Origin of the sequence: Streptomyces purpurogeneiscleroticus, assembly GCF_020024005.1 — a bacterium.
GTDB lineage: Bacteria > Actinomycetota > Actinomycetes > Streptomycetales > Streptomycetaceae > Streptomyces > Streptomyces purpurogeneiscleroticus.
In genome coordinates, this window is the sequence record NZ_NHSG01000372.1 from 1 (window position 1) to 4465 (window position 4465).

5 protein-coding genes are annotated in these 4465 nt (G+C 67.9%); all 5 read left to right on the top strand.

Annotation, left to right across the window (positions count from 1 at the left end):
• Window positions 1–147: 147 nt before the first annotated feature.
• The 5 genes from CCS38_RS26615 (at window position 148) to CCS38_RS26635 (ending at window position 4276) form a co-directional block, all read left to right on the top strand.
• Window positions 148–672, top strand: coding sequence for a 2-oxo-4-hydroxy-4-carboxy-5-ureidoimidazoline decarboxylase (locus CCS38_RS26615; RefSeq protein ID WP_372457149.1), 525 nt, complete (start codon window positions 148–150; stop codon window positions 670–672).
• Between the two features lie 192 nt (window positions 673–864).
• The gene (gene sdhC, locus CCS38_RS26620; RefSeq protein ID WP_030254126.1) at window positions 865–1245 is read left to right on the top strand and encodes a succinate dehydrogenase, cytochrome b556 subunit; all 381 of its coding nucleotides are present in this window, start codon (window positions 865–867) and stop codon (window positions 1243–1245) included.
• 9 nt (window positions 1246–1254) lie between these two features.
• Window positions 1255–1725 carry a succinate dehydrogenase hydrophobic membrane anchor subunit gene (locus tag CCS38_RS26625; protein ID WP_030254128.1) on the top strand — a complete coding sequence of 157 codons (471 nt, stop codon included), beginning with the start codon at window positions 1255–1257 and terminating at the stop codon, window positions 1723–1725.
• Window positions 1726–1745: 20 nt separating this feature from the next.
• Complete coding sequence (gene sdhA / locus CCS38_RS26630) at window positions 1746–3500, top strand: succinate dehydrogenase flavoprotein subunit (protein WP_031060012.1); 1755 nt, start codon at window positions 1746–1748, stop codon at window positions 3498–3500.
• On the top strand, window positions 3500–4276 hold the full coding sequence (locus tag CCS38_RS26635) for a succinate dehydrogenase iron-sulfur subunit (protein ID WP_223735863.1): 777 nt from the start codon (window positions 3500–3502) through the stop codon (window positions 4274–4276). Before sdhA ends, CCS38_RS26635 begins: the two co-directional genes overlap by 1 nt.
• The last annotated feature ends 189 nt before the right edge of the window (window positions 4277–4465 follow it).

The following is a 4465-nucleotide window of genomic DNA, read 5'->3' on the forward strand; positions in this document are numbered from 1 at the left end:
TCCTTCCCCGGGGCCCTCGCCTGCCCCCGACGGAGTCGTCCCGGTCCCGCGCCCCGCGCGCGCAGTCCCCTGCTGCCCGAGGAGATCACGCTGACCAGCGAGCCCCCGGCCGCCCCGCCGACCACGCTGCACGTTCCCCGCTCCGGCATACCTTCGCAGACGTGCCGGCCGCGGTGGACGCTGCCCGACGGCGCGTCCGGACTCGACCGATTCAATTCGGCCACCGCCGGCGCCGCCGAGGGAGCGCTGCTCGCCTGCTGCGGCAGCCGCCGCTGGGCCCGCCGGATCGCCGCGCACCGCCCGTACCCCGACCTGGAAGCGCTGCTGGCCGCCGCCGACGAGGCCAGCTACGACCTCAGTCCGGGCGATCTCACCGAGGCGCTCGCCGAGGAGTCCCTCTCCCCGCAGCCGCTCGCGGGCGCCCGCGGCCGCGGCACCCTCGCGGCGCACACCGCGCTGCGCGCCGCCCACGCCGAGTACGAGCGCCGCTTCCGGCACGCCTTCGTGATCTGCCTGGACGGGCTGCGCGAGGACGAGCTGCTGGACCGGGTGCTGAGCGGGATCAGGGACCGGCTGGGGCACGAGCAGGACGAGGAGCGCGCGGTCGCCGCCGAGGAGCTGCGCCGGATCGCGCGGGGGCGCCTCGCCCACCTTGCGGCTGAAAGTCCGTGATCCTCCCTTTTCTCCTCGTCCGTTAGGCCGTCCGATCGCCCGTCCGTGCTTGTTTGATCACACCTGAGGACCCCGGCGGGAGGAACCGACAAGTCGTCGCTACGATGGCCAGGGCCGGTGGACCGTACCCGGCCGGGCCAGACCGACAGTGAAGCCGGCAGGCCCCAGTCCCCGCTCCCGGAGGGTTTTTCCGTGCCGGCTGGAACGCTGTATCGCGGCCGGGAAGGTATGTGGTCCTGGGTGGCTCATCGAGTCACCGGCGTCCTCATTTTCTTCTTCCTGTTCGTGCACGTGCTCGACACCGCTCTCGTTCGTGTCTCCCCGGAGGCATACGACGACGTCGTCGCCACGTACAAGACGCCTCTCGTCAACGTGATGGAGTACGGCCTCGTGGCCGCCATCCTCTTCCACGCGCTCAACGGCCTGCGCGTCGTAGCCGTGGACTTCTGGTCCAAGGGCACGAAGTACCAGAAGCAGCTGCTGTGGACCGTTGTCGGCGTCTGGGCCGTCCTGATGGCCGGCGCCTTCTACCCAGTGCTGCAGCACACCCTGCGCACGCTGTTCGGGAGCTGATGAAGCGCGATGTCCTCTGCTGAGACGACTCCTGTGAACGACTCCGTGTCCCTGTACGACGTGGACAACCCGGCTCCCGTCATCGAGCCGCCCCGCGCCCGTACCAAGAAGACCCCGCGGTCGACCCGGACCAACTTCGAGCTGTACGGCTGGCTGTTCATGCGGCTGTCCGGCATCGTGCTGGTCGTCCTGGTCCTCGGCCACCTGCTGGTCCAGCTGGTGCTGGACGGCGGCGTGAGCAAGATCGGCTTCGCCTTCGTGGCCGGTCGCTGGGCCTCGCCGTTCTGGCAGGCATGGGACCTGATCATGCTGTGGCTGGCGATGCTGCACGGCGCCAACGGCCTGCGTACGGTCATCAATGACTACGCGCAGCGGGACAACACCCGCTTCTGGCTGAAGATGCTGCTGTACGCCGCCACGGTGTTCACCGTCCTTCTGGGCACGCTGGTGATCTTCACCTTCGACCCGAACATCCGCTAACGCCGGGGCTGACTGGAACAATGAAGATCCACAAGTACGACACCGTCATCGTCGGCGCGGGTGGCGCCGGTATGCGCGCGGCCATCGAGTCGACCAAGCGCAGCCGCACCGCCGTCCTGACGAAGCTCTACCCGACCCGCTCCCACACCGGCGCGGCGCAGGGCGGCATGGCCGCGGCGCTCGCGAACGTCGAAGAGGACAACTGGGAGTGGCACACCTTCGACACGATCAAGGGTGGCGACTACCTGGTCGACCAGGACGCCGCCGAGATCCTGGCGAAGGAGGCCATCGACTCGGTCCTGGACCTCGAGAAGATGGGCCTGCCGTTCAACCGCACCCCGAACGGCACGATCGACCAGCGCCGCTTCGGCGGTCACTCCCGTAACCACGGTGAGGCCCCGGTCCGCCGGTCCTGCTACGCCTCGGACCGCACCGGCCACATGATCCTCCAGACGCTGTACCAGAACTGCGTCAAGGAGGGCGTGGAGTTCTTCAACGAGTTCTACGTCCTGGACCTGCTGCTCAACGAGGTCGACGGGGTCAAGAAGTCCGCCGGTGTCGTCGCCTACGAGCTGGCGACCGGCGAGATCCACGTCTTCCAGGCGAAGTCGATCATCTTCGCGTCCGGCGGCACCGGCAAGTTCTTCAAGGTGACCTCCAACGCGCACACCCTGACCGGTGACGGCCAGGCCGCCGCCTGGCGCCGCGGGCTGCCGCTGGAGGACATGGAGTTCTTCCAGTTCCACCCGACCGGCATCTGGCGGATGGGCATCCTGCTGACGGAGGGCGCCCGTGGTGAGGGCGGCATCCTCCGCAACAAGGACGGCGAGCGCTTCATGGAGAAGTACGCGCCGGTCATGAAGGACCTCGCCTCGCGTGACGTCGTCTCGCGCTCCATCTACACGGAGATCCGCGAGGGCCGCGGCTGCGGTCCCGAGGGCGACCACGTCTACCTCGACCTCACGCACCTGCCGCCGGAGCAGCTGGACGCCAAGCTGCCCGACATCACCGAGTTCGCGCGGACCTACCTCGGTATCGAGCCCTACACGGACCCGATCCCGATCCAGCCGACCGCGCACTACGCCATGGGCGGCATCCCGACCAACGTCGAGGGCGAGGTGCTGGCCGACAACACCACCGTCGTGCCGGGCCTGTACGCCGCCGGCGAGGTCGCCTGCGTCTCCGTGCACGGCGCCAACCGCCTGGGCACCAACTCGCTGCTCGACATCAACGTGTTCGGCCGCCGCGCGGGCATCGCCGCCGCGGAGTACGCGCACAAGAGCGAGTTCGTCGAGCTGCCCGAGGACCCGGCGAAGCAGGTCCAGGAGCAGGTCGAGCGGCTGCGCGACTCGAACGGTACGGAGAGCGTGACCAAGCTCCGCACCGAGCTGCAGGAGTGCATGGACGCCAACGTGATGGTGTTCCGCACCGAGCAGACGATCAAGACTGCGGTCGAGAAGATCGGCGAGCTGCGCGAGCGCTACCTGAACGTCTCCGTCCAGGACAAGGGCAAGCGCTTCAACACCGACCTGCTGGAGGCCATCGAGCTGGGCAACCTGCTCGACCTGGCCGAGGTCATGGCGGTCTCCGCGCTGGCCCGCAAGGAGTCCCGCGGTGGTCACTACCGCGAGGACTACCCGAACCGCGACGACGTCAACTTCATGCGGCACACCATGGCGTACCGCGAGGTCGGCGCAGACGGCAAGGAGTCGATCCGCCTCGACTACAAGCCGGTCGTCCAGACCCGCTACCAGCCGATGGAGCGTAAGTACTGATGAGCACCCCCACGCTTGAGAAGCACTCGGACGCGCTGGACGCGGCCGAGAGCACCGCTGCCCAGAAGATCACCGTCACCTTCCGCATCCGCCGGTTCAACCCGGAGGTCTCGGACGAGGCGAAGTGGCAGGACTTCCAGCTGGAGCTGGACCCGAAGGAGCGCGTGCTCGACGGGCTGCACAAGATCAAGTGGGAGCAGGACGGCACCCTGACCTTCCGCCGGTCCTGCGCGCACGGCATCTGCGGCTCCGACGCCATGCGGATCAACGGCAAGAACCGGCTGGCCTGCAAGACGCTGATCAAGGACATCAACCCTGAGAAGCCGATCACAGTCGAGGCCATCAAGGGCCTGACGGTCCTGAAGGACCTGGTCGTGGACATGGAACCGTTCTTCCAGGCGTACCGCGACGTGATGCCCTTCCTGATCACGAAGGACACCAACGAGCCGACGCGCGAGCGTCTGCAGACCGCCGAGGACCGCGAGCGCTTCGACGACACCACCAAGTGCATCCTGTGTGCCGCGTGCACGACCTCGTGCCCGGTGTTCTGGAACGACGGCCAGTACTTCGGCCCGGCGGCGATCGTCAACGCGCACCGCTTCATCTTCGACTCGCGTGACGAGGCGGGCGAGCAGCGCCTGGAGATCCTGAACGACAAGGACGGCGTCTGGCGCTGCCGTACGACCTTCAACTGCACGGACGCCTGCCCGCGCGGTATCGAGGTCACGAAGGCGATCCAGGAAGTGAAGCGCGCGCTCATCACGCGGCGTTTCTGAGCGGCTAAACCGCCGCCGCTCTCGCGGAGGTGGTCACCCGCCGTACGGGTTCCTCAATTGATGGTTGCCGTACTCGTGGGTATGGGCCTCTGTCCGGTTCTGATGCCGGGCGGGGGCCCTTCGCGTAGGTACCACCGTCCTGCGGGGGAATGCTCTCCCGTATGAAGAACGACACCACCCCCCTTCCCC